24 protein-coding genes are annotated in these 22,869 nt (G+C 59.0%); 14 read left to right on the forward strand and 10 right to left on the reverse strand.

What is annotated here, in order from left to right:
• Nucleotides 1-20: 20 nt before the first annotated feature.
• The gene (locus OJHNALOF_RS06140) at nt 21-1,040 is read left to right on the forward strand and encodes an aldo/keto reductase (protein ID WP_165661476.1); all 1,020 of its coding nucleotides are present in this window, start codon (nt 21-23) and stop codon (nt 1,038-1,040) included.
• A 119-nt stretch (nt 1,041-1,159) separates the two neighbouring features.
• Here OJHNALOF_RS06140 and OJHNALOF_RS06145 read toward each other — a convergent pair whose 3' ends face one another.
• A complete protein-coding gene (locus tag OJHNALOF_RS06145) occupies nt 1,160-2,032 on the reverse strand; it encodes a LysR substrate-binding domain-containing protein (RefSeq protein WP_094199951.1) in 873 nt (290 codons plus the stop codon).
• 136 nt (nt 2,033-2,168) lie between these two features.
• Complete coding sequence (locus OJHNALOF_RS06150; RefSeq protein ID WP_165661477.1) at nt 2,169-3,041, reverse strand: LysR family transcriptional regulator; 873 nt, start codon at nt 3,039-3,041, stop codon at nt 2,169-2,171.
• Nucleotides 3,042-3,193: 152 nt separating this feature from the next.
• Between OJHNALOF_RS06150 and OJHNALOF_RS06155 the strand changes: the two genes are divergently transcribed.
• A complete protein-coding gene (locus OJHNALOF_RS06155; RefSeq protein WP_165661478.1) occupies nt 3,194-4,297 on the forward strand; it encodes an alcohol dehydrogenase family protein in 1,104 nt (367 codons plus the stop codon).
• Nucleotides 4,298-4,393: 96 nt separating this feature from the next.
• Here the strand turns inward: OJHNALOF_RS06155 and OJHNALOF_RS06160 are convergent, their stop codons facing one another.
• Complete coding sequence (locus OJHNALOF_RS06160) at nt 4,394-5,437, reverse strand: zinc-binding alcohol dehydrogenase family protein (protein ID WP_165661479.1); 1,044 nt, start codon at nt 5,435-5,437, stop codon at nt 4,394-4,396.
• A gap of 120 nt (nt 5,438-5,557) precedes the next feature.
• Here OJHNALOF_RS06160 and OJHNALOF_RS06165 point away from each other — a divergent pair, with 120 nt between their 5' ends.
• From OJHNALOF_RS06165 to OJHNALOF_RS06175, 3 genes are all read left to right on the forward strand, one after another.
• Nucleotides 5,558-6,475: a LysR family transcriptional regulator gene (locus tag OJHNALOF_RS06165; protein WP_094199947.1), complete on the forward strand. Its 918-nt coding sequence runs from the start codon at nt 5,558-5,560 to the stop codon at nt 6,473-6,475.
• Nucleotides 6,476-6,484: 9 nt separating this feature from the next.
• Nucleotides 6,485-7,192: an AraC family transcriptional regulator gene (locus OJHNALOF_RS06170; protein ID WP_094199946.1), complete on the forward strand. Its 708-nt coding sequence runs from the start codon at nt 6,485-6,487 to the stop codon at nt 7,190-7,192.
• 101 nt (nt 7,193-7,293) lie between these two features.
• On the forward strand, nt 7,294-8,226 hold the full coding sequence (locus OJHNALOF_RS06175) for a DMT family transporter (protein WP_165661480.1): 933 nt from the start codon (nt 7,294-7,296) through the stop codon (nt 8,224-8,226).
• Nucleotides 8,227-8,232: 6 nt separating this feature from the next.
• Here the strand turns inward: OJHNALOF_RS06175 and OJHNALOF_RS06180 are convergent, their stop codons facing one another.
• The 6 genes from OJHNALOF_RS06180 to OJHNALOF_RS06205 form a co-directional block, all read right to left on the reverse strand.
• A complete protein-coding gene (locus OJHNALOF_RS06180; protein WP_094199944.1) occupies nt 8,233-9,159 on the reverse strand; it encodes a LysR family transcriptional regulator in 927 nt (308 codons plus the stop codon).
• Nucleotides 9,160-9,221: 62 nt separating this feature from the next.
• The gene (gene yghU / locus OJHNALOF_RS06185) at nt 9,222-10,064 is read right to left on the reverse strand and encodes a glutathione-dependent disulfide-bond oxidoreductase (RefSeq protein WP_206063574.1); all 843 of its coding nucleotides are present in this window, start codon (nt 10,062-10,064) and stop codon (nt 9,222-9,224) included.
• Between the two features lie 20 nt (nt 10,065-10,084).
• On the reverse strand, nt 10,085-10,759 hold the full coding sequence (locus OJHNALOF_RS06190) for an NAD(P)H-dependent oxidoreductase (protein WP_165661481.1): 675 nt from the start codon (nt 10,757-10,759) through the stop codon (nt 10,085-10,087).
• 298 nt (nt 10,760-11,057) lie between these two features.
• A complete protein-coding gene (locus OJHNALOF_RS06195; RefSeq protein WP_165661482.1) occupies nt 11,058-11,807 on the reverse strand; it encodes a type 1 glutamine amidotransferase domain-containing protein in 750 nt (249 codons plus the stop codon).
• A gap of 61 nt (nt 11,808-11,868) precedes the next feature.
• Nucleotides 11,869-12,984, reverse strand: coding sequence for an alkene reductase (locus OJHNALOF_RS06200; RefSeq protein ID WP_370462308.1), 1,116 nt, complete (start codon nt 12,982-12,984; stop codon nt 11,869-11,871).
• A 94-nt stretch (nt 12,985-13,078) separates the two neighbouring features.
• On the reverse strand, nt 13,079-14,104 hold the full coding sequence (locus tag OJHNALOF_RS06205) for a Gfo/Idh/MocA family protein (RefSeq protein WP_165661484.1): 1,026 nt from the start codon (nt 14,102-14,104) through the stop codon (nt 13,079-13,081).
• A 126-nt stretch (nt 14,105-14,230) separates the two neighbouring features.
• On the opposite strand from OJHNALOF_RS06205, the gene OJHNALOF_RS06210 reads away from it, so the two are divergent.
• The 3 genes from OJHNALOF_RS06210 to OJHNALOF_RS06220 are packed head-to-tail and all read left to right on the forward strand — an operon-like array spanning nt 14,231 to nt 16,287.
• Nucleotides 14,231-15,151 (forward strand): LysR family transcriptional regulator, encoded by a 921-nt coding sequence (locus OJHNALOF_RS06210; protein WP_094200566.1) that lies wholly within the window; start codon nt 14,231-14,233, stop codon nt 15,149-15,151.
• The gene (locus OJHNALOF_RS06215) at nt 15,135-15,344 is read left to right on the forward strand and encodes a hypothetical protein (protein ID WP_165661485.1); all 210 of its coding nucleotides are present in this window, start codon (nt 15,135-15,137) and stop codon (nt 15,342-15,344) included. Before OJHNALOF_RS06210 ends, OJHNALOF_RS06215 begins: the two co-directional genes overlap by 17 nt.
• Nucleotides 15,298-16,287, forward strand: a complete 990-nt coding sequence (locus OJHNALOF_RS06220) for a zinc-binding dehydrogenase (protein WP_165661486.1) — start codon at nt 15,298-15,300, stop codon at nt 16,285-16,287. Before OJHNALOF_RS06215 ends, OJHNALOF_RS06220 begins: the two co-directional genes overlap by 47 nt.
• Nucleotides 16,288-16,311: 24 nt before the next feature.
• Here the strand turns inward: OJHNALOF_RS06220 and OJHNALOF_RS06225 are convergent, their stop codons facing one another.
• Nucleotides 16,312-17,202 (reverse strand): LysR family transcriptional regulator, encoded by an 891-nt coding sequence (locus OJHNALOF_RS06225; protein WP_094199940.1) that lies wholly within the window; start codon nt 17,200-17,202, stop codon nt 16,312-16,314.
• Nucleotides 17,203-17,293: 91 nt separating this feature from the next.
• Between OJHNALOF_RS06225 and OJHNALOF_RS06230 the strand changes: the two genes are divergently transcribed.
• The 6 genes from OJHNALOF_RS06230 (at nt 17,294) to OJHNALOF_RS06255 (ending at nt 22,856) form a co-directional block, all read left to right on the forward strand.
• Nucleotides 17,294-18,469 (forward strand): MFS transporter, encoded by a 1,176-nt coding sequence (locus OJHNALOF_RS06230; RefSeq protein ID WP_094199939.1) that lies wholly within the window; start codon nt 17,294-17,296, stop codon nt 18,467-18,469.
• 51 nt (nt 18,470-18,520) lie between these two features.
• Entirely contained in the window at nt 18,521-19,438 is a 918-nt protein-coding gene (locus tag OJHNALOF_RS06235; protein WP_165661487.1) for a TIGR03571 family LLM class oxidoreductase, read from the forward strand.
• Between the two features lie 31 nt (nt 19,439-19,469).
• Entirely contained in the window at nt 19,470-20,273 is an 804-nt protein-coding gene (dkgB, locus tag OJHNALOF_RS06240) for a 2,5-didehydrogluconate reductase DkgB (RefSeq protein WP_165661488.1), read from the forward strand.
• Nucleotides 20,274-20,278: 5 nt separating this feature from the next.
• Complete coding sequence (locus OJHNALOF_RS06245) at nt 20,279-21,253, forward strand: alcohol dehydrogenase (protein WP_165661489.1); 975 nt, start codon at nt 20,279-20,281, stop codon at nt 21,251-21,253.
• Between the two features lie 138 nt (nt 21,254-21,391).
• Nucleotides 21,392-22,474: an alkene reductase gene (locus OJHNALOF_RS06250; protein WP_094199935.1), complete on the forward strand. Its 1,083-nt coding sequence runs from the start codon at nt 21,392-21,394 to the stop codon at nt 22,472-22,474.
• Nucleotides 22,475-22,544: 70 nt separating this feature from the next.
• Complete coding sequence (locus tag OJHNALOF_RS06255) at nt 22,545-22,856, forward strand: putative quinol monooxygenase (RefSeq protein WP_094199934.1); 312 nt, start codon at nt 22,545-22,547, stop codon at nt 22,854-22,856.
• Nucleotides 22,857-22,869: the final 13 nt, after the last annotated feature.

Raw genomic sequence — 22,869 nt, forward strand, 5'->3', positions numbered from 1 at the left:
ATTACCTTTGAGGATTTAACATGCAATACGTAAGACTTGGCCAGTCCGGCCTGAAAGTATCCCGTCTCTGCCTCGGCACCATGAACATGGGCTCGAAGGAATGGAAACCCTGGATCTTTAATGAAAAGGAAAGTGAGCCCATTATCGCGCATGCCCTGGATATGGGGGTCAACTTCATCGATTTGGCAGACTTTTACTCCACCGGTGCCGGTGAAGAGGTAGTGTGCAACGTGCTGCGCCGCATTGCCCGTCGCGACGAGCTGGTGATCACCACCAAGGTGGGCTATGCCATGAGCGATGACATCAATGCCCAGGGGCACTCACGCAAGCATATCTTTGATGCCATCGACGCCTCGCTCAAGCGCATGGGCATGGATTATGTCGATATCTACATGCTGCATTATTTCGATACCGAAACCCCGGTGGAAGAGACCATGGGTGCCCTCAACGACATCGTGCTGGCCGGCAAGGCCCGCTATATCGGGGTGTCTACCATGTACACCTGGCAGCTGGCGAAGATCCTGCAGGTGTGTGACAAGAATGGCTGGGCTCGCCCGATCAACATGCAGCTGCAGCTGAACTGTGCCTACCGTGAAGAAGAGCGGGAGATGATTCCCTTCTGCATGGATCAGGGCATTGGCGTGTCGGTCTTCAGTCCGCTGGCCCGGGGCATTCTGACCAGCGATCTGCAGTCCACCCGCAACCAGACCGACTTCTTTACCGCCGAGATGTATAACGATCAGGCCTCCAGGGATATCGCCCACTCCGTGGCCAAGGTGGCCGACGCCCGCGGTTGCCTGCCGGCACAGGTGGCCCAGGCCTGGGTACTGCAGAAGCCGGAAGTGTCTTCCATGCTGGTGGGTGCCGACAGCCCGGCCCAGTTTGACAGTGCGCTGGCCGCCCTTGAAATGCAGCTGACCGCGGAAGAGCTTTACGAGATTGAGCGTAATTACACGCCCTGCGATCTGATTAACGACTATACCGCCGGCAAGCGTATTGCGCGCAGCCCGCGCCCCGCTCAGGCACCCTTTATTGACTGATAACCGGCCGACAGCACTCGTAGTACGTTGTTATGCTTCAGGTCTCTTTTGCCCCGCTTGGCGGGGCTTTTTTATTGCATCTCGCTGGTGAAGGCGGTGCCTGTGCAAATTGCAGGGATTTAGTCCGGGCTGATCTCACGCAACCACTGAGTAAAGCGAATGACCTTGGCCAGCCCCTGGCGTTCGGCGTTGATGTCCAGCCAGTAACCATAGGGGCCACTGACTTCAATCTCGCTGAAGGGAACCAGGGCGCCAGACTGCAGTTCGCGGCTGATCATGTGCTTGTCAATGATGGCAAAGCCAGCGCCATTAATGGCGGCATTGGTCACCTGATCCAGGGTGCTGAACTCCATGCCGCGGCTGGCATCCACCTGATCGGTGAGGCCGGCGGCCTGCAGCCAGTTTTGCCACACCGGCAGCCGTTCACCCTTGTGCAGAATATGCAGCAGGCTGCCATCGGCGTGTTCCAGATCGTGTGCCTGTTCAAGCAGTTCCGGCGAGCAGACGGCGACGTGCTGCTCCAGCATGATCAGCTCACTGTAATGGCTTGGTTTGGCCGTGCGCCCGAAGCGAATACAGCAGTCGAATAATTTGCTGTCCACATCGCTGTTGTGAATGGATAACTCCAGCTCCGGCGAGTGCCGGTGCAGGCTCGCCAGCCGGGGCGCCAGCCAGCGGGTGGCAAAGGTAGGGGGCACCAGCAGGGCCAATTTTTGCCGTTGTTTGGGATCCCGCAGCTCCTGTACCGCACTTTCCATCAGGTTGAAGGACTGTTCCAGCTTGGCAAGCAGTTGTTTTCCGGACTCGGTCAGCTCCAGGTGGTGATGGCGGCGAATGAACAGCGCTACCCCAAGGTAGTCTTCCAGTTGCTTGATCTGCCGGCTGACCGCGCTCTGAGTGACATGCAACTGGGTTGCCGCCTGCGTAAAGCTCAGGCACTTGCCTGTGGTTTCGAACACGCGTAGAGAGGTCAGTGCCGGTAATGAACGCATAAAGGTTACTCTTGGATTAAAGCCGTCTTGAAGCAGGATTATATCTAAGCATGCGCGGCAAATCGTTTTTTCTGATCTGGTGTGTTTATCTTTACCGGCTTTGCAACGAATAGGGTAACCGAGCAAAGTGATTTGGTCAGTTTTCCAGCTTCATCACCGATTGCGCGGTTTCGCGTATGCAGTTGGCCAGGGGCGTGTGAAAGCTGCTCTCCAGGGTGGGGGCATACACCAGATTCATGCTGAACACATGATGCCGGGGCAGGCCGTCAACGCCCTGCAGGGGCGTGGTGCAGGCCACCAGGCTGGACTCGGGCAACAGGGCGGCCGCCAGGCCGCTGTTCACCGCCGCGCAGATGTTTTCCAGATCGGTGCTGGTCATCACGGGATCATGACTTATTCCGGCCTGTTTCAGATCGTTAAGGCTAAGTTCCCGCAAAATGCAGTCACCGGTAAACAGCGCCACCGGCAGCGGCGAGCCCGGCTCGGGGGCCAGGCCGGCGGCGGCCGACCACTGCAGCCGCTCCGTCCACAGCACTTCTTCCTGCGGAAAGCGGGGCTCGCCGGTCACGATGGCAATATCCAGCTCGGAGCGCTTCACCATGTCCCGCAAGGCACGGCTGCGGGCACAGGTCACCCTGGGCTGAAGCTCGGGAAACGACACGCGCAGCCGGGGAATAAAATGCTGCAAAAACGCCTGGGCGTAATCGGTGGGCACACCAAAGTGCACCCGCCCCCGCAGTGGGCTGTCACTCAGCGCGCTCAGGGCCTCGTTGTTCAGTCGCTGGAATTGTTCGGCATAGCGCAGCAGGGTGCTGCCCGCCGTCGTGAGGGAGATGCCCTGGTTGCTTCGTTGCAGCAGACAGGCGCCGGCCTGCTCTTCAAGGCGTTTTATCTGCATGCTCACCGCCGCCTGAGAACGAAACAGCCTGGCGGCGGCGTCCTTGAATCCCCCCTCGGCCACGACCACCGTGAAGGTGTTGAGTAACTCAAGGTCCAGCAGGGGTTTCATTGGGCGGCTCCTGTTTGTTAAAGGTGGTTCACTTTTTCTTAATTACTTCATTGTATCTATTCGTTTGACTGAATTATAGTCGGCTTTTTATGCTGACAGCCACATCACCACCGAGTGGTGATCCTTTTAAACCCTACGCAAAGGTGGCAGGCATGACGGTAGACAAGATTCCAAAGACCATGGCAGGCGTGGTGCTCACGGGGCATGGCGGGCCTGACAAACTGGTGTATCGAAACGATCTTCCCGTGCCCCGGCCCGGCGCCGGCGAGGTGTTGATGCAAGTGGGCGCCACGGCGATCAACAACACCGACATCAACACCCGTATCGGCTGGTACTCCAAGGGAGTGACCACGGGCACCGATGCCGCCACCAGCAGCGGACTGGCATCGGCCCGGCATGAAGACGCCAGCTGGTCGGGCAGCCCCATTGCGTTTCCCCGCATTCAGGGGGCGGATTGTTGCGGCACCATAGTGGCAGTGGGGCAGGGCGTGGACGAGGGGCGCATTGGAGAGCGGGTGCTGGTGCGGCCCATGCATGCACCCTCGACCACCTCCAGGCCCTACGAGCTGGTGACCTTTGGCTCCGAATGTGACGGCGGCTATGCGCAATACGCCGTGGCCCCGGCGCACGAAACCTTTGCCGTAGAGAGTTCGCTCACCGATGCCGAGCTGGCGTCGTTTCCCTGCGCCTATTCCACGGCGGAAGGCATGCTGGAGCGGGCGGAACTCAAGGCCGGTGAGCGGGTGCTGATCACCGGCGCCTCCGGTGGTGTCGGCTCGGCGGCGGTGCAGCTTGCCAAGCGCCGGGGCGCGGAGGTGATTGCGGTATGCGGAGAGCATAAGTTTGATGCCGTGCGCGCCCTGGGGGCCGATCGGCTGGTGGCCCGGGGCACCTCGCTGCTTGAGGACGTGGGGGCAGACAGCGTGCAGGTGGTGGTGGATCTGGTGGCTGGACCGCAGTGGCCCGAGCTGCCGGAGCTGTTGTGCCGGGGCGGACGCTATGTGGCTTCCGGTGCCATTGCCGGGCCCTTGGTGGAGCTGGACGTGCGCACGCTCTACTTGAAAGATCTGAGCCTGCTGGGCTCAACCTGGCAGCCCAGACATGTGTTCGAAAACCTGATCCGCTACATAGAGCGAGGAGAAATTCGGCCCCAGGTGGCAAAAACCTATGCGTTGGCGGAAGTACACCAGGCCCAGCAGGATTTTATGACCAAGCAGCTGGCCGGCAAGCTGGTGCTGACGGTAGCGGAGTCATAACGGCAAGGCCGGTGCCGAAAGGCACCGGCCTTCATTATGCTGCCGTGTTGTCAAAACTCACTTCTGGCGTTGGTAAAGCCAGGGTGTGGTAATGAATTACGGCTCAAACCCTTCAAGCACCAGCTTGCCCACGGCGCGGCCCGATTCCAGCTCGGCATGGGCGGCCCTGAGATTGGCGGCGTTAATGACGCCCAGCTGCTTGCCCAGGGTGGTGCGAATATGCCCCTGATCGATCAGTTGCGCCACCTGCTGCAGCAATTCATGCTGGGCGCCCATGTCGCGAGCCTGGTGCATGGAGCGGGCAAACATGAACTCAATGTGCAGCGACAGGCTTTTGGGCTTGAGCTTCATCACATCCAGGGTGTCGGGATCGTCAATCATGCCAATGCGGCCAAAGGGCGCCAGCAGGTCGACATAGGTCTCGAAATAGTCTTCGGTGGCGTTCAGGCTGGCAATATGGGTGACCGGACCCAGGTTGTGCTGCGCTATCAGGGCATCAATCTGGGGCTTCAGCGGTTGCCGGTGATCCACGACATAATCGGCTCCCAGCTCGTTTACCCAATGGCGCGATGCCTCGCGAGAAGCCGTGGCGATAATGGTGGCGCCGGTCAGCACCCTGGCCAGTTGCAGCAAAATGGAGCCCACACCACCGGCGGCGCCCACCACCAGCAGTACTTCATTTGACGTTTGGCCGCCGTTGGGCTCGGTACGGGCCAGCTGCAGGTGTTCAAACAGCAGCTCCCAGGCGGTAATGCTGGTCAGCGGCAGCGCGGCCGCCTCGGCATCGGACAGGCTGCTGGGCTTGTGGCCCACCAGGCGTTCATCCACCAGCTGATATTCGGCATCGCTGCCCGGACGGGTCAGATCGCCGGCGTAATACACGCGGTCTCCCGGCTGGAACAGGCTAACCTCTGCACCGGTGGCCACCACTTCGCCCACGGCATCCCAGCCCAGCACCTTGTACTGACCGGGCTCGGCCGCCGCGCGCTGGCGCACCTTGTAATCCACCGGGTTCACGGCAATGGCGTGCACCTTCACCAGCAGATCACGGCCGGTGGCCACCGGTTGCGGCAGTTCAATATCCACCAGGGCACTGGCTTCGCTGATGGGGGCGGGGTGTTGGTATCCAATGGCTTTCATAACAGACTCCTTTAAGCGTCAAAGCGTGATTTGGTATCGGCTTGATCATCATTGTGTGCATTGCAGCTTTCAGGAAAAACAGCATAATCAGATAAACATATTCAAAAACTATTTGAAAATATGCAGATCGAAGACTTGCAGGTGATCCTCAAGGTGGCCCAGTTTCGCAGCATCACGGCGGCGGCGGCCAGCCTGGACATGCGCACCGCCACCGCCAGTGCCGCGGTAAAACGGGTGGAAAGCACCCTGGGCGCCGAGTTGTTTGTGCGCACCACCCGCAAATTGCGGCTGTCGAGCGCCGGGGAGCGCTTTCTGCCCCAGTGCGAGCAGGCACTGCAGCTGCTGGAGCTGGCGCGAACCAATATTCGTCACGACAGCGAGCAACTGACCGGAGAGCTGCGGTTGGCGGTGTCGTCGGATCTGGGGCGCAACCTGGTGCTGCCCTGGCTGGATGAATTCATGGCCAAGCACCCCGATATTCGGCTACGGATCAATGTCAGCGACAGCAATATCGACTTTTACCGGGACGAGGTCGACATGGCGCTGCGCTATGGCTCACCCAAAGAGACCAACCTGTACGGCTTTAAAATCTGCGATGTGCAGGGCATTCTGTGCGCGGCCGAGCCTTATCTGCAACAACACGGCAGCCCGGCGCACCCGCAGGAGCTGGCCACCCATAACGGCCTGTTTTATCAGTTGCACGACATATTGCACGATGTCTGGACCTTCACTCGGGACGGCCAGAGCCACCGGGTCAAAATGAGCGGCAACCGGGCTTCCAACGACGGCGATCTGGTGCGGCGCTGGTGCGTGGCGGGCCGGGGGGTGGCGGTCAAGTCCTGCCTCGACATGGCCGAGGATCTGCTGGCCGGGCGCGTGCAGCCGCTGATGCCGGGCTATCGAGCGCGGGTGTCGGAGCTGTGGCTGGTGTGCCCCAGCCGTCACTCCATTACGCCGGCCATGCGGCTGTTGCGAGACTTTATGCAGGAAAAATGCGGCGCCCTGCTAAGCCGGCTCAATGAGCGCGGCCTGCTGTAAGGAGGACCCATGCCAAACCAGTTGTCGCTTCGCTCCTATACTCGTCAGCGCCGCAGTCATGCCCACGACTTCCATCAGCTGGTGCTGCCCCTGCGCGGAGTGATCCAGCTTGAAATGGCGGGCTTTGGCGGCAAGGTGGCCCCGGGAGAATGCGCGGTAATACGGCGGGGTGAGCAGCATCATTTTACCGCCGACACCGAGGCCCGGTTTGTGGTGGCGGATCTGGATGCGCTGCCACCCAACCTGCTCGGCGGCGAACGGCTGGTATTTGCCGTCAGCCCGCCCCTGAGTCGTTACCTGGAATTTATCGAGGCGCAGCTGGAACATCAGGTGAATGCCGACATCGAGCGTGCCATGGTGGCTACCTTTGCGGTATTGGTGGCCGAGCAACGGCTGAGCCCGCGCCTGGATGCGCGTATTCGGCAGGTGCTCTCGCATATTGAACGCCACCTGACGGAGAAAATGACCCTGCAGCGGCTGGCCGGGGTGGCCTGCCTCAGTGAGACCCAGCTAAAAAAATTGTTTCGCCAGCAAGTGGGGCTCACCGTGATGCAATATGTCACGCAAAAGCGCATGGACAAGGCCAGGGCGCTGATTCAGCACACCGACTATTCCATTCAGCTGGTTGCCGAGCTGGTGGGATATACCGACCTGTCGGCCTTCAGCAGGCGGTTTTCCCAGCATTTTGGCATGACGCCCACTCGTTTCTCGCAGTAACTTTCCGTCTTTGCGGCATGGCAAAGCGTCCTTTCGGCACAAACAAACCTTGTTTGCTGACATACCATGACAGCCATTGTTTGATGAGGGAGCGGATTGTCATGGCACAGTCTCGGGAAGTAATGATGGGCATACTGACCATAGTGGTGGCCAGTGTGCTGTGGGGAACCACGGGCACCGTGGCCAGTTTTGCCGAAAATGTCAGTGCACTGGCCACCGGGGCCTTTGCCATGGGAGTGGGAGGCATATTGCTGGCGCTGAATGCCGGCAAGGCGCTGCGAAAAGACCGGGCGAAACTGTGGGCCAGCCCGGGCGCACTGGCCCTGGGGGGACTGTCGGTGGCAGCGTATCCGCTGGCGTTTTACAGCGCCATGCAACTGGCCGGGGTTGCCATTGGCACCGTGATCTCCATTGCCAGTGCCCCCCTGTTTGCGGTGATCATGGAGTGCCTGATTGGCAGGAAAAAGCCATCCGCCCAATGGTGCCTCAGCTTTGTCTTTGGCATGGTGGGGGTGCTGCTGCTGGCCCTGGGCAAGCAGCAGGAAGTGATGCCGTCCGGCGGCGAGCTGGCGCGGTATGCGGGCATGGCCCTGGGGCTGCTGGCTGGGCTGACCTACGCCACTTATTCCTGGGTGGCCAGGGGCATGATCGCCAGGGGCGTGCACTCCAGCTCGGCCATGGCGGGCATGTTTGGGGTAGCGGCCCTGCTGTTGCTGCCGTCACTGGCCTTTACCGGCAGTAATCTGTTTGCCACTGCCACCAATACCGGCGTGGCCTTGTACATGGCGGTGGTGCCGATGTTCCTCGGTTATCTCTGTTTCAGCTACGGGCTCAGGCATGTGGATGTGAGCCAGGCAACCCTGCTGACCCTGCTGGAGCCGGTGGTGGCCATGTTACTGGCGGTCGTGGTGGTGGGGGAGCGATTTTTGCTGCTGGGCTGGTTCGGCATGGGGCTGATTATTGTCTCCATGCTGGTGCAGACGGGCCGGGGGCCTTTTCGCCTGCCCGGGCGCCGGGCGCTTCAGCCCGGCTGAGAAACCTTACAGTTCGTGCACGATGGCGTCCAGGTCGGCCGTTCGCTCATCGTGCACATGCTCCATCATGTGATCGATAAACAACCGGGTTTTCGCCGGCAGGTAGTTGCGAGAGGAATAGTAAATTTTCACCTGAATGGGATCGGCCTCGTATTCACGCAACACGCGGCGAAAGCAGCCCTGCTCGATACAGGTCTGGGCATGACCAATGCCCACGGCCGCAATACCCACCCCCATTTCCACGGCCTTGATGGCGGCCGACAGGCTGTTGACGGTCAGGTTGCCCTGAGGCTCCCGGTGAATTACCTCGCCATTCACACGAAAATCCCAGGTCTTCTTACGGCCGGTAGTGGAAGAGCGATAGGCAATGCAGTTGTGCTGAGACAGATCATCCGGTGTTTTGGGCTCGCCAAACTTCTCAATGTAGTCACTGTTGGCCACCAGTACCGGCTGCAGTTTGTAGAAGTCGCGGGCGATCAGGCGGCTGTCCTGATTGAGCATGACGCCAATGCCCACGTCGGCACCTTCCTTGACCAGATCGCCGATACGGTCATCGAATTGCAAATCCAGTTCAATGTCCGGGTATTTTTCGATAAAGGCGGGCAGCAGGGGCAGCACCACCATGCGCCCGAAGCTGTCGGGCAGGTTGATCTTCAGGCGGCCGTGAGGCTGCTTTTTCTTGTCTTTGCTGCGCCGAATCTGATCTTCCAGCTGCTCAACCAGGGGCTCGGTTCTCTTGTACAGTTCATGGCCATCTTCGGTCAGGGTGAGCGAGTGCGTGGTGCGGTGAAACAACCGCAACTCCAGCGATTTTTCCAGTTGGGCCACGGCCTTGCTGACGGCCGCCGAGGTTACCCCCAGGTGCCGGGCCGCGGAAGAGAAGTTACCGTTCTTGACCACGGCAAGAAAAATGTTGAGCTGGTTGGGGATCATGACGGGCTGGGTGTTCTCCGGTTATTCAGCGCCCCGCCAAAAGCAGGGCGCCAGGGTGAATGTCAGGCGGGGTTGAAATCATCCGCACCGTGCCGTTCGGCCAGTTGCTCTGACTCATCGCCCCAGACCCGGTTAACCCGGCGACCGCGTTGCACCGCCGGCCGTTCGGCAATGCGGTTGGCCCAGCGCTGCACGTTTTTATAGTCAGAGACGGAAAGAAACTCAGCCGCATTATACAGATCACCCCGCACCAGGGCACCATACCAGGGCCAGATGGCAATATCGGCAATGCTGTAGTCGTCACCGGCAATATAGGGCCGGTCGGCCAGTTGGCGATCGAGCACATCCAGCTGGCGCTTGGTTTCCATGCTAAAGCGATTTATCGGATATTCCAGTTTCTCCGGTGCATAGGCATAAAAATGGCCAAAACCGCCACCCAGATAGGGGGCCGAGCCCATTTGCCAGAACAGCCAGTTCATGACCTCTGTTTTCTGCGCCGGATCTGTGGGCAGCAGGGCGCCGAACTTCTCGGCGAGGTAAAGCAGAATGGAGCCGGACTCAAACACGCGTATCGGCTGGTCGGTGCTGTTATCCGCCAGTGCCGGAATCTTGGAGTTGGGGTTCACGTCCACAAAGCCGGAGGAAAACTGGTCTCCCTCACCGATGCGAATCAGCCAGGCGTCATATTCGGCGCCGCTGTGGCCCAGGGCCAGCAGCTCTTCCAGCATTATGGTCACCTTGACGCCGTTGGGCGTGGCCAGGGAATACAACTGCAGCGGGTGCTTGCCCACCGGCAGGGTTTTCTCATGGGTGGCCCCGGCCACGGGGCGGTTGATATGGGCAAACTCGCCGCCGTTACTGCTGTCCCAGGTCCAGACCGTGGGCGGAGTGTAAGGGGTCGTCATTATGGCAGTCTCCTGATGGTTCAATCACATAAAGAGGGAAAGGGAATGGCCGCTTCCTGTTCGAGCCCTTGCAGCCGGTGCGTGTATTGTTCAAGTAACGCTATGCGGCCATGCTCACACAGGCAGGCCGGCTGATAGGCGACAAAGGGTTCCAGTACCTGAAAGCCGGCCAGGGCCAGCATGCCCTTGTGTATGGGGCTTAAGACTTCCGGCATGGCGCCCAGGGGGCCGTCGGCGGAGTACTGTGAGGCCGGGCCTCCCGTGGTCAACGACAGCATGGCGCGTTTTTCCCTGAAGGGGGCGGCATCACAACGATATTTGGTTTCGTCGTCGTGCTGACAGGTAAACACGCGGTCTACCCAACCCTTCATCATGGCGGGCATGCCACACCACCACAGGGGGAACTGAAAAATCAGCAGATCGCACCATGCCAGTTTTTGACGCTCGCTCTGACAATCTTCCGCAAAGCCATCATGTCTGGCGGCATGGGCCTCTTCGTCCTGCTGCTTGAAGTAATCCGGATTGGCCGTGGTGATAAAATTATGACGGCCCGAGACCGGGTTGAACGCCATCTCGTTCAGGTCGGAAATCTGTACCTCGTGCCCTTCGGCGGTCAGTACTCGACTGGCGGTGCGCAGCATGGCGGCGTTGAAGCTGGCCGGCTCCGGATGCCAGTAGACGATTAAAACTTTCATACATTGGTCTCCATATTTCGAAGACAGCGTAGGATAAGAGGGCAGGGCTCGTGTAGCGGGTTGGTGTTTAAAATGGCTTCAACCTGAAGTTTAAGCGACTCGAGCTGCCTTGGTGATCGGATCCCGTGTCATTATAAATATAAGGGTAATCCGACTCATCATAGGGAGCACTTTTTAAGTGTGTACCCCAGTGCCGGTTTAATCGGCTGTAACGAAAAGTTGATACCATTTGGGGCAATGCATGGCCTGTAACGGCATGCCGGGGCCAGAGATCCTGACCCCGACATGCACCGGGCATTTACATATTAGCGGACAACGCCTGCGCCATTACTTGGCCCAGCTTGGCCGCAGACTGGGGGTTTTGGCCGGTGATCAGGCGGCCATCCTGCACCACGAAGGGCTCAAACTTGCCGCCTTCCTGATAAATGCCACCCAGGCGTGACAGTTCATCCTGCAGCAGATAAGGCACAACCTCTGTCAGTTCAATGGCTGCTTCTTCTACGTTGCTGAAGCCGGCCACTTTTTTGCCCGCGATTATCGGGTTTCCATCCTGGTCAACAATGTTGAGCAGGGCGGCGGGGCCGTGACACACGGCGGCGACATAACCACCCTGCTCATAGATGGCGGCGCCAATGCGATTGACGGCGTCACTCTTGGGAAAATCCCACACGCTGCCATGCCCGCCGGCAAACAGAATGGCCTGATATTGCTCGGGGTTAACATCGCCCAGCGCCAGGGTGTTGTCCAGCAGGGTACGGGTTGCGGGGCTGGCCATGAATTCATGGTTGATGGCGTCGTCATCGGCTAGGCTGCGGGGATCGATGGGGGCCGCGCCGCCCTTGATGCTGGCAATGTCAACGTCAATGCCGGCCTGCTTGAGCTCGTGATAGGGGTGGGTCATTTCCGCCAGCCACAGGCCGGTTTTTTCATCGGTATTACCCATCTGATCATGACTGGTCACCACTATCAGTACGCGAGGCGCGGCAGAGGCCAGGGTGGTATAAGACACAAAAAACAGTGTCGCCAATAGCGTGAAGAATTTACGCATGGTGTTTTCCTTTTGGTTAGTAAAGGGGGAATCGAAGCGTGTTGGGTACATGCAAGGATTGTTACGTGCTCGACATGGCAGCATGATTTGGCGCTTGCCTTGTGTAAGCCGGGTAGTCAGTCAGGCCTTCAGCACCACCGCCAAAAAAGGTGTCCCGGTGTGGTGGGTTCCAGGGCAGCCCGTGCTGAATGCGAAAGGGCAGATCGGGGTTGGCAATAAAGGGGCGACCAAAGCCAACCATGTCGGCCCAACCGGACTTAAGCGCCTGTTGGGCCCGCTCTGGAGTATATTTCCCGGCATAAATGATGACACCGTTGAAGGCATTTCGAATGGCCTGTTTGAAGCTCACTGGCATATGGGGAGCATCCTCCCAATCGGCCTCGGCAATATGAAGGTAACCTACTCCGGCTTCATTCAGGGCCTTGGCAGCGGCGACATAGGTCGTTTCCGGATCCTTGTCTACGCTGCCCTGAAGGGTGGTTAGCGGCGCAAGACGAACCCCCACTCGTTCCGGACCGATGGCATCGCTTACGGTACTGACCACTTCGCGCAGAAAACGCAACCGGTTTTCCAAGCTGCCGCCGTAGGCGTCGGTGCGCTGGTTGGACTCGGAGTCGATGAACTGGTTGATCAGATACCCATTGGCGGCATGCAGCTCAATGCCATCAAACCCGGCCAGAATGGCGTTGTGCGCGGCCTGACGGAACTCTTCGATGGTGGCATCAATGTCCTGCTGGGTCATGGCCCGGGGCGTGGCCGCCGCAACAAACTCGGGGTGACCATGGTGTTCAACGAATACCTGAACATTTTCAGCCTTGATGGCGGAAGGGGCGATGGGTGCCTCACCTCCCAGATTCTGGGGGTGGGAAACCCGGCCAACGTGCCACAGCTGGGCAAACATAACGCCGCCGGCTTCATGCACCTTGTCGGTGACCAGGCGCCAACCCTTGATGTGTGCCGGTGAATAAATGCCGGGAGTCCAGGCATAACCTTTCCCCATGGGAGAAACTTGGGTTCCTTCGCTGACGATGAGTCCGGCCGAGGCCCGTTGCGCGTAGTAGGTGGCCATGAGTTCATTGGCCACGTCTTCGGGCTGAGACGAACGAGATCGGGTCATCGGGGGCATGACAATACGATTTTTCAAGGTGAGTGAGCCCAGTTTAAGGGGCTCAAACATCGCGTTTATATCGGCCTTATGTTCAGACATGGGGTGATTCCTCACGTAATGCTCAATTCAGGGCGGAAAGAGGGAGCGAGCCCCTCTGTGTTGTTTAAACGCTCAGCCCGGTTGCTTGGCAGAATTGATCCAGCAGGGTTTGAGTGTGGATGGCCCGGCGGGCCGCCAACGCGCGATGTTCGCCCTGTCCCTGGCTTATCAGGTCGCAGAAGTTCTGAATCATGTGCACGGCTTGCGGACGATCGGTGGTCACCCGCTGCTGAATAAATTCGGTCGGTGACGCCATGCCCTGACGAAGACGGAAGCTAGCCACCTGATCGGGGTGGTCAAAGGCAAAACCGTCTTTCCAGTCGAGCACATAGTCATCAAGCTGAATGAGGCCGTTCTCGCCGATAATATCGAGATCCATCTGGCAGACGCCGGCGTCGTAGCCAAAGTCGAAGCTGGAGCTCTGACCGCTGGTGAAGGCGATAAGCCCGGCCCCGCCAACAACGGCACCGGTTTGCGGATCATGCCTAAGCAGACCATTGATGGCGTGTACCTCGGCATTCGGTTGCATGTATTCCACGATGGCGCGCAGGTTGTACCAGGCCATGTCGCCCACGGCCCCGGTGGGCTCTTTGGTGGGATCGAAGCGAATATTCTCCCGATCCATAAAAGGAAAGAAGAAAGAGGTTCGAATACGGTTAACCGCACCCAGTTCGGATTGTTGCCGGCGAATGACCTCGGCCGTTCTGGGATGATGGCTGAAGTGAGTGGCATCCATAAACGCCAGCCCTTTGGCTTTGGCCAGGGCGGCAATGCGAGTTACCGAGCCCTGATTAAGAAAGGGTTTTTCACTGATCAGGTGCTTGCCGGCCTCCAGCACCGCCATGCAGATTTCCTCACGACCCGCCGTTGGCGTGGCCACGTAGACGGCATCGATGTCATCGCTTTGTACCAGCTGTTGCCAGTCGGTAAATACCAGGGGAATATGGTGCTCCTGGGCAAAAGCGGCGGCCTTCTCCTGGCGTCGGCTGGCCACTGCCTTGAGCGTGGCACCATCGGCCTGATGGATTGCCCTGGCGATCACTCCCGCAATCATGCCGCTGCCGATAATGCCAAATTGTACTTGAGTCATAAGAGTCTCCTTTAGCTGCGAAGAGCAGACAGACCTGCCGGTATTGGCCGCTATCAATGGCTGGTCATGCTAGGAGAATGAATGATATAAATTAAATTTGTTGTTTTAATATCGGTGATTCAAAAAATGAATATCACTGGCAAGGATCTTAATTTACTCAAGCTGTTTCAGGTTCTGTATGAGGAGCGCAGTGTCTCCCTGGCCGCGGAGCGCATGAACCTGAGTCAGCCGGCACTGAGCCACAAGCTGGTCAAGTTGCGCAGCGAGTTTGACGATCCCCTCTTTGCCCGTGCTCCCAGGGGGCTGACGCCCACGCCCCGGGCTCATCAATTGGCGCCACTGGTTCAGCAACTGGTTCAGTCACTGGAGTCGTTCTATGACTATTGCGACGAAGACAGCTTCCTGCTGCGTGAAGACAGGGTGCATATTTTCAGCACCGACTACATAGAACAACTGCTGATGCCCGTGTTGCTGCCACGAGTCAGGAAGCAGGCTCCCAACCTTCAGCTGGTATTTCATCACACGCGGGGCAAGCTGCCTCGAAACGAGCTGGAAACCGGCGCCTGTGATATCGCCATCGCGGGCTTTTTTGAGCAATTACCCGACACCTTTTATCAGCAGAAAATCCACCAGGAAGGCTTCTCGGTGCTGGCCAGTCGCAGCAACAGCGCCATCAAAGGCGCACTGGACCTGCCGGCCTTTCTGGCCTGCGATCATCTGGTCACCACCCTGACCGGTGATCTTGACGGTGTGGTAGACCGGGTATTGCAGGGAATGGGGCACCGGCGCCGGGTGGTGGCAGGGCTGTCGAGCTTTTTGTCACCGGCATCCATGATAGAGGGCAGCAACCTGCTGATCACCTGCCTGAATTCGGTGGCACAGCAGGCCTGCCGCAGGGCGCCCGATCTGGTGAGCCACCCTTGTCCTGTGCCCATGCCGACGGTCGATATATTGCAGACCTGGCATCGGCGAACTCATGAGGATCCCCTTCGTGGTTGGCTGAGGCAGCAAATACGTGATGTGTTGCAGGATGAAAAAAACGGTTGAAACGGTTTTTACGCAAAGTTCGGCAAGCGCCGCTTTTGATGTGGCCCGCTCGGCGGTACCGTTTTTAGGCATAACCCTTGCCATCATCGTGCGTCGTCAGGCGATCGGACGGGTGGCGCATGATTTACGTGAAAACAGGAACAGGCATGAAAGCGATTACCTACCAAAAACAACAGGATCAATTTCGTCTTGACGAGCTGGCCGTGCCCAGGCTGCAAACGGACTATGACGTATTGATCAAGGTTTATGCCGTGGGCCTGAATCCAGTCGATGCCAAGGTGAACCTCTGGCATGCCATGGTGGAGCAGATGGATGACCAGTTTGTGGGTGGCCTGGATGTGTCGGGAGAGATTTGTGCCGTCGGCAGCAAGGTAACGGGCTGGAAGGTGGGAGACAGAGTGCTCTATCACGGCAACATGCGACGCCATCATGGTGGTTTTGCCGAATATGCCCTGCAGGACGCCCGTACCCTGGTGACTCACCCCGCGGTGGATCCGGTGCAGGCGGCAGCCACTCCCTGTGCGGGCTGGACGGCGTATCGTGCCCTGGTCGACAAACTGAACATTGCCGAGCGCAAAAATCTCTTTGTGGCCGGTGGCGCCGGCGGGGTAGGGGGTTTTGCCATTCAGCTGGCCAGGTACTTTGGCATCGACACCATTGTCGCCACCGCATCGGCGGCCAATCATGACTACCTGCGTTCGCTCGGAGCGACCCATCCGCTGGATTACCGGCAGAGTAATTTGCTGGAGCGCGTACTACAGGTTGCCGGCCCGGAAGGGATGGAAGCATCACTGGATGCGGTGGGCGGAGCCAATGCCGCGTTGGCTGCCGATGTGCTCGGCTATGAAGGGCACATGGTGGAGCTGGTGGATACCATCAACGGCCAAGCCTTTTCCGATGCGTTCGGAAAAGGATTGAGCTTTCACCAGCTTAGCCTAGGCTCCGGCCATGTAAATGGTGAACACGGCCGCAATACCATTGTTCAGGCCGGCAAGGCCTTTTCGTCCCTGCTGGAAGCCGGGCAGATTATTTGCCCTCGACTGCAAGTGATCGAGCTATCGGACATAGGGGATGCCCTGATGGAAATGCGTCAGCAACGTACCGTGGGCAAGGTTGTCGCGACCATTTCGGGCTGAGTCCACTGCCCCTTGCTACACCGCTTATTTCAGCTTCAGGCGAGGGGCAATATAGTCGAGAAACGCGGTGATGCGGCTGGACAGGGTGGTATTGCGGTAATAAACGGCATGAATCAGCTCACGGTCATTGGGGGTAACGATGTAGCCGTCCAGTACCTTGACCAGTCGGCCACTGGCCAGCGCGTCACAGATCATGAAGTCGGACAGCAATGCCAGGCCCTGTCCGGCCAGGCAAAGCTGGCGAATGGTCTCGCCGCTGCTGCTGGACAGGTTGGGCACCACGGTAACCGGGGGCGACAGTGGCCAGCGGTTGAGGTGGGGTGCATCGGCAAAGCCGATGATCTGGTGGTGAAACAGTGCATCCAGGGTCTGGGGTGTGCCGTGTTGTTCCAGGTAGGCCGGCGAGGCCACCATATGCAGCGGGCTGCGCCCCAGAAAACGGGCATGCAGGTTGGAGTCCTGCAGGGCGCCGATGCGAATGGCGAGATCGGTGCGGCGTTCAATCAGGTCGATGATGTTTTCGCTGGCGACCAGCTCCAGTTCAATCTGCGGAAAGCACTCGCGAAAGCCCGGCACCAGTGGCACCAGCTGATGCAGAATAAAGGGCGTGACCGCATCCACCCGCAGTCGCCCCGCCGGAATGCCCCGCAATGCCTTCAGGTTTTCTTCGGCCTTGGCCAGTCGATCCAGTCCTTGCCTGACCTCATCACTGAACAGGCGGCCTTCTTCGGTCAGCTCCAGTTTGCGCGTGGTGCGGTTCAGCAGGGTGCAGTCCAGTTCCTTTTCCAGCCGGCTCAGGGCACGGGATACGCGGGCCACCTGAATGTCGAGAATGCGGGCCGCCGCCGACAGGCTGCCGCTGTCGATCACGGTCAGTAAAATTTCCAGATCTTCGGTACGAGAGACTATTGCCATTTTTGCAAAGGTATTTTGTTGATAGTGCTGTTTTTGTAAAAGATACCAGTGGGCATACTTCGCAGCAACCTAACTCATAGCGGAGACTGTTATGCCTATTGCTCTTCTTGCGCTGACCCTAAGCGCATTTGCAATCGGTACCACCGAATTTGTGATTGTCGGACTGGTACCCACCATTGCCCAGGATCTGGGTGTATCCCTGCCATCGGCCGGCCTGCTGGTCAGCCTTTATGCCCTTGGTGTGGCCGTGGGCGCACCTGTGCTGACCGCACTGACCGGACGCTGGCAACGTAAAAACGTATTGATGGTCATTATGTCGCTGTTTGTGATCGGCAACCTGCTGGCATGGATGGCACCGGGCTATAACTCCCTGATCATGGCGCGCATTCTTACCGGCCTGGCTCACGGGGTGTTTTTCTCGATTGGCTCCACCATTGCCACCAGCCTGGTGAGCAAAGACAAGGAAGCCAGCGCCATTGCCATCATGTTTACCGGCCTGACCGTGGCCCTGGTGACCGGCGTGCCCCTGGGCACCTGGATCGGCCAAAGCTTCGGCTGGCGCGCCACCTTCATGGTGGTGGCGGCACTGGGTCTGATTGCCCTTATCGGCAGCGCCCTGCTGGTACCGAAAAACCTCAAGCAGGCACCGCCGGCGCGTATTTCCCAGCAACTTAAGGTGCTGACTCAGCCGCGCCTGCTGCTGGTGTATGCCATGACCGCCGTGGGCTATGGCGGCACCTTTACTGCCTTCACCTTTTTGGCGCCGATTTTGGAGCAGGTGTCCGGTTTCGAGTCCGGTGCCATCGGCCTCATCATGCTGGTATACGGCGTATCGGTGGCCATCGGCAATATCTGGGGTGGTCGTCTGGCGGATCGCCTGGGCCCCATCAAGGCACTGAACATTATTTTTGCGGCGCTGGCGCTGATCCTGCTGGTCTTCACCTTTACCGCCGTACACCCGGTGGCCGCGGTGCTGACCATTCTGGTCTGGGGCGCGTTCGCCTTCGGTAATGTGCCCGGGCTTCAGGTGTATGTGGTGCAACTGGCCGAAAAATACACCCCCGAGGCAGTGGATGTGGCATCCGGCCTGAACATCGCCGCCTTTAACGTGGGCATTGCCTTTGGTTCGGTACTGGGTGGCGTGATTATCGAAGGCATGTCGCTGATGGACACCGCCTGGATTGGCGCCCTGATCGTGCTGCTGGCACTGGTGCTGACCCGCTTCTCCGGCTCCCTCGACAAGCGTGCCGAGGCACGAGCCGCCTGAGACTGAAATGTAAACAAGGGCGAAGCCAGGCTTCGCCCGGGAGTTTTTATAATGAGCATTGAAAAACTGACCCAAGGCGGTTTTTCCATCGGACTGGAACTGCCCCTCGACAATGACTGGTCTGCCGAGGGCGACACGCGCCGTCGGCAGGATGGCCGCCCTTTTGGTGTGCCGGACATGCAACGACACGCCGAACTGATTCGGCTGGCCGATCAACTGGGATTTAGAGCGGCCTGGGTGCGCGATGTGCCCCTGTACGACCCGAAATTCGGTGATGCCGCCCAGGTGTTCGAAACCTTTACCTACCTGGGTTACCTGGCCTCACACACGCAGCAGATTCTGCTGGGCACCGCCGCCGTGGTGCTGCCGCTGCGCCAGCCCTGGCTGGTACGCAAGGCCGCCGCCACGGTCCAGGCACTGAGCGGCGATCGCCTGTTGCTGGGGGTTGCCAGCGGAGACCGCCCCAGTGAATACCCGATTTTCGGGGTGGACTTTCCCGGCCGGGGTGAGCGTTTTCGCGACGCCGTGAGCGTGCTTCGTGGCGACCAGGACGGCGCGCTGGCAAGCGGCATGGAGGTGCTGCCCAAGGCGCCCCAGCCGCCCTTGCTGGTGGCCGGACTGGCACAACAAAGCCCCGCCTGGGTGGGTGAGCATATGCAGGGCTGGCTGGCCTATCCGGGCACGCCGCAGGATCACGTCAAACGGGTTGAGCTCTGGCGCCGCGTTGCAGGAGACAAGCCCTACATCAGCTTTATTCACCTGGATCTGGTCGGGGATGTGGACGCCCCCATACGGCGACACCACTTCGGCATCAGCACCGGCATTAACGGCCTGATCAAGGAACTGGAAGACATGAAATCCGCCGGGGTGGATCACATCGGCCTGCATGTGCGCCGCAATCAACGACCACTGGATGACACTTTTCACGACATCGGCGAGCGTGTTTTGCCGCTGTTTCACTCGCAATAACTTTCACTCGCAATAACAGGAGTTGCCCGTAATGAATATGATGCCTTCTCTGGGAATGGGAACCTTTCGTCTGGAAGGGGATGATGCCTACAACGCGGTCAGCATGGCGCTGGAGACCGGGTTTAGTCATATCGATACCGCACAGATTTACGGTAATGAAGCCGAAGTGGGCCAGGCGATTGCCGACAGCGGCATTGCCCGGAATGAGCTCTTCCTGACCACCAAGGTGTGGCTGGAAAACCTGGGCGAAGATGCCTTTATTCCCAGCGTGGAAGAAAGCCTGCGCAAGCTTCAGGTAGAGGCCGTTGATCTGTTGCTGATCCACTGGCCGGAAGTCAGCGGCAAGGTGGCCATGGACACTTATCTGCCGCAGCTGGCCGAGGCCCAGCGCCGCGGGCTGACCCGGTTTATCGGTGTGTCCAACTTTACCAATGCACAGCTGGATCAGGCCATTGAGATCCTGGGCGAGGGCAGCATTCTGACCAACCAGGTCGAGGTGCACCCCTACCTGCAAAACCGCCGTGTTATCGAGCACTGCCAGTCCCGCAACATTCAGGTGACCGGCTATATGCCCCTGGCCGTTGGCAAGGTAATGAAAGACGACGTGCTGCAACGCATTGCCGAGCGCCATGAGGTGTCGGTGGCCGAGGTGGTGCTGGCCTGGCAACTGCAGCAGGGGCTGGTTACCATTCCTTCCTCCACCAAGCGGGTGAATCTGGAAACCAACCTGAACGCCCTGCGCCTGGAGCTGAACGACGACGACATGGCCGACATCGCTTCCCTTGAGCAAGGCGAGCGCATTGCCAACCCTGACTTTGCACCGCAATGGGACTGAATCACATGATCACGATGGAATCCTTGCCCGACAGCATGCAGGCCTGGATCTGGGCCAAATCCGAACGTGCCATCTCCCTTGCCACTCAGGCCATGCCCGAGCCTGGTCAGGGTGACGTTCTGATCGCCAACAAGGCGATCGGCCTGAACCCGGTCGACTGGAAATTCATTGATGCCGCACTGGGAGAGCAGTGGTCCGACGGGCACATTCCCGGCGTTGATGGCGCCGGTGTGGTCGTGGCGGTTGGCGATGAGTCGTTGCGCCACTGGCTGGGAGTACCGGTGTGTTACCACCAGTCCCTGCTTCGAAATGGCAGCTTTGCCGAATATACCGCCATTGATGCCCGCACCATCATGCGCATGCCCGAACGGATGTCCTGGAGTGAGGCCGCTGCCTTTCCCTGCCCGGTGATGACGGCCTGGCAGGCCATTGAGAAAATTCCAACACCACTGGATGCAGAGATCCTGATTACCGGCGCCTCTGGCGCCGTTGGTCGTATATTGGTCCAGCTGGCCAGGGCCCGTGGCTTTCATATCACCGTCATCGCCTCCGGTGCCAGACATGACAGCCTGATGGCGCTGGGCGCCCATCGTTGTGTGGAGTCGGCCAGCCAGCTTGAAGCGCGCTATTTCGCGGTATTCGACACCGTGGGAGCGGCCCATGCCGAAACACTGGCCTCTTACGTTGAAGCCAATGGCCACCTCATCTGCATTATGGGTCGATTGGAAAAGGCCGTGGTGCCGTTGTTCTCCACGGCGATTTCACAGCACGAAGTGGCGCTCAATGCCCTTCATGGCACCGGCTCCGAGGCCCAGTGGCAACGCTTTGCCCGTGAAGGCGAGCGACTGCTGCACCAGCAGTATCAGGGCGGCCTGAAAGGCCCCGACATGCTGGTTGAACCTTTTGAGCGCCTTGATGCTGCCCTGTTGGAGTTCAAGAGCCATCGCAAGGCCCTGAAATACGGTATTGAGCTGGGCTAAGTAACATCGGCTTTGGCTTCAACTTTCATTCATGATGGTTCCAAAGCCGACATGACTACACAGTCGAGGCAGGTTCTGGCGCAATATGGCCGTGCCTTTGGCAGGCAGAACCTGCCTGTAACGATAGCGAGGATTCCAATGACAGATCTCTTTACGCCGATTCGGCTTGGTGCCGTTGAACTGAACAACCGGGTGCTGATGGCCCCGCTGACACGTATTCGCGCCGATGCCGACCATGTTCCTACCGACCTGATCGTGGAGCATTATGCCCAGCGTGCGTCCGCCGGCCTGCTGATTGCCGAAGCGACCATGGTGATGGAAGGCAACTCGGCGTTCTGGCGTGAGCCGGGCATCTATTCTGACGCCCAGGTGGCCGGCTGGAAAAAGGTTACCGACGCCGTGCATGCCCGCGGCGGCAAGATTTTCCTGCAAATCTGGCACGGTGGTCGTGCCTGTCACCCGCTGCTCAATGAAGGCCGGGTGCCGGTGGCCCCCAGTGCGGTAGCCATCACCAATGATGAAGTGCATACCCCGGAAGGGAAAAAGGCCTACACCGTGCCCCGTGAACTGCGCGATGACGAGATTCCGGCCATTGTTGAAGGGTTTAAAATCGCCGCCGAAAATGCCAAACGCGCCGGTTTTGATGGCGTGGAAGTGCACGGTGCCAATGGTTATCTGCTGGATCAGTTCCTGCGTGACGGCGGCAATCAGCGCACCGGCCCTTATGGTGGTCCGATAGAAAATCGAGCCCGACTGCTGCTGGAAGTGCTGGATGCCGTCGTGGGCGTCTGGGGCAGTGAGCGGGTGGGGGTGCGTCTGTCGCCGCTGAACAGCTTCAACAGCATGAAAGACAGCGATCCGGTCGGCTTGATCACCTGGATGGCGCAGCGCCTGAATGACTACAACCTGGCCTATCTGCACCTGATGCGCGGCGACGTGCTTGGCGAGCAGCAAGGCGATGTGGTCACCCCCGCCCGTGAGCACTATCGGGGCAACCTGATCCTGAACATGGGTTATGACGGCGAGGAAGCCAATGCCGCCGTTCAATCCGGTCAGGCACAGGGTATTGCCTTTGGCGTGCCCTTTATTGCCAACCCGGATCTGGTGGAGCGTCTGCAGGCCGGTGCCGAGCTCAATGAGCCCGACCCGACCACCTTTTACAGCCAGGGGGCCGAGGGTTATAACGATTACCCCACCCTGGAAGCGCTGGCGGAAGCCTGATATCAAGGCGGGAGCTTCGGCTCCCGTTGGTCGTGATGCACAAGCTGCTTGTGCCAAGGAGACGAATAACATGATTTATGTCATTGCCACCATCAATGCAAAGGCGGGGCAACGGGAAAAGGTGCTGAGTGAGCTGCTGCGCATTCGGCCCGCGGTGCTGGATGAAGAGGGCTGCCTTGAATATGCGCCGGTCGAGCATGTTGCCACCGACATTCCGATTCAGGAAACACTTGGTAAAGACACCCTTGTCGTGATGGAGCAATGGGCGTCGGTGGCGCACCTGGATGCGCACCTGGCAACCCCACACATGAAAAGCTATCAGGAGGCGGTCAGCTCCCTGGTGGAAGAGGTCAGCATCAAGGTCCTGGGGGCAAGCGCTTAACGCTTGCAAGTGA

Origin of the sequence: Oceanimonas sp. MB9 (assembly GCF_011319775.1) — a bacterium.
GTDB lineage: Bacteria > Pseudomonadota > Gammaproteobacteria > Enterobacterales > Aeromonadaceae > Oceanimonas > Oceanimonas doudoroffii.